Source organism: Nocardiopsis protaetiae (genome assembly GCF_045446735.1).
In the GTDB taxonomy this organism is placed as follows: Bacteria; Actinomycetota; Actinomycetes; order Streptosporangiales; family Streptosporangiaceae; genus Nocardiopsis; species Nocardiopsis protaetiae.
In genome coordinates this window covers 1-1,822 of record NZ_JBJJBV010000506.1, presented here as the reverse complement: position 1 = coordinate 1,822, position 1,822 = coordinate 1, and the positions used below count along the sequence as shown (strand labels likewise).

Here is a 1,822-nt window from a genome sequence, read left to right as displayed (position 1 = left end):
GGAGGCGAACATGCGTCACCTTACAACCGGCCGCCATCGCAAACCCCACCGTTCACGAAAAGAGCGCTTCCTCGCCTTCCTCCTCACCTGCATCGCGGTGCCCCTCTCCGCCCTCTTCGTCCCCCCGACCGCGCCACCCCGATCCCCCCACCTCGCCCCACCACGAACACCCCCACCCGGACGACCTCGCCGGCTCCCTCATCCGCCCCTACATGAAAGGTCTCGCCCTCCCCCACACCCCCGAACCCGACAACGAATTCGCCGACCTCACCGCCCACATCCGCGACTACCTCACCCTCTGCACCTGACCGCCCCACCAACACCAACGGCCGGCGCCTTATCGGTACCGGCCACATCCATTTCCCCGTAACCCTCACTCAGGCTGCATCTCCTCCTTCATCTCGCTCCCTGATCTCCTGCCGCGCCGCTGCCAAGTTCTCCTTACTGATCAACGTGTCCGGGTGTTCTTCACCCAACACACGCGCTCGTCCCTCCAACGCCGTCCGATGCTCCGCCTCCTCCAACCGACCCAAATTCCGACAACACCGTCGCCAGATTGTTCCGGCTCATCAACGTGTCCGGATGCTCCGGGCCGAGGTCAAAGACGCTCAGGTCCAATGCACGGCGATAGGATCTCTCCGCTAGGCGATAACGACCTTGAGCGTTCGTTCGCCACCCCATCGATTGGGTGTCGGCAGCAGACGCCCTGGCCAAGACCTCCTCGAACACCTTTTCCGGCACCTGTTCCTCGACTCGGGTCCTGCGCTCAACCTCATCCACCAAGAAGTCGAAGACCTCCACACGGCCATCACCACTCGGCGACAGCAGCCGCGTCGTCCCCCTCCGGAACGCGGTCGACCACTTCCACGCCTCCGCAAAAGGTTCCGGGTTGAGGCTTTCCCCTCCCCGCTCCTCCAAATAACGGGTGTGCAACCGCTCGAGCAAATCCCGCGAAATCGGTCCCCTTGCCCCGCAGCGGCGCACCTCCACCGCCGCCGTAACCAGGGCCGCGCCCCTCGGACGGCTCCGCGCGTTCGGGTCCGTGTTGGGGCTCCACCCGCGTTTCCATTCCGCGAGCAGCTGCGGCCCATTGGCCAACAGCGACGCGAACCCGTGCACGCCCTCCCGGTCCAGCGCCTGGGCGATGCGCTCGTCACCACGCTTCCCGCCCGCGCGTTCACGCTCCGCCGCGGACAGCACTCGGTCCAGTTCGAATTCCGTCGCCTGGTTGAAGAACCCCTCCAAGCGGCCCGCGCCCGCCCCTTCAAGCATCTGGGTCTTCTGCGCGGACCGCAGCGTCGCCACCACCACCCGGCGACGTTTCCCCGTCCGGTCACCAGCGAGCCGATCCCCTCCGTGCTCAACAGCGGGTCGGACGCCCACCGGTGCACATCGTTCAGCCACAACACGGACCTGTGCCGACCCGCCGCCTTCAGCACCGCCTCAAGCCCGGCCCCCGGCTTCGGAATGACCAGCCGGTACTCGCGCAGCTCCCGGACCGCCTCATACGCACACCGCGTTTTACCCGCCGTCGAATCCCCCACCAGCAACACGAGCCCGCCCCGAGCAAGCACCTCCCGTACCAGCCCGTCCACGTCCCGCGGCACGTACTCCGGCAGGGTCCGGTCTCCGTTCTTCCGTTCTGCCTCCGGGTGAACACCCCACGCCCGGGGGTCCGTCCAGTGAGCCTTTTTCATCCTGCTTCTCGGAGCTGAAGGACCAGCACCGCGCGGGTGATCTGGCCGGCGCGTTGCGGGCAGCAGCGCAGGCGGCGCAGGATGTCCCACTGCTTGAGCCGGGCGATCGCGCGCTCGCCCGGCGA

General features: G+C 67.1%; 1 protein-coding gene and 1 pseudogene. Both read right to left on the bottom strand.

Translation table 11 applies throughout. The features are described 5' to 3' along the window. Nucleotides 1-468: 468 nt before the first annotated feature. Nucleotides 469-1,311, bottom strand: a complete 843-nt coding sequence (locus ACJOT3_RS34385) for a tetratricopeptide repeat protein (protein WP_406977309.1) — start codon at nucleotides 1,309-1,311, stop codon at nucleotides 469-471. Nucleotides 1,312-1,693: 382 nt separating this feature from the next. Continuing rightward, a pseudogene (locus ACJOT3_RS34380) lies at nucleotides 1,694-1,822 on the bottom strand (IS5/IS1182 family transposase); the annotation flags it as partial.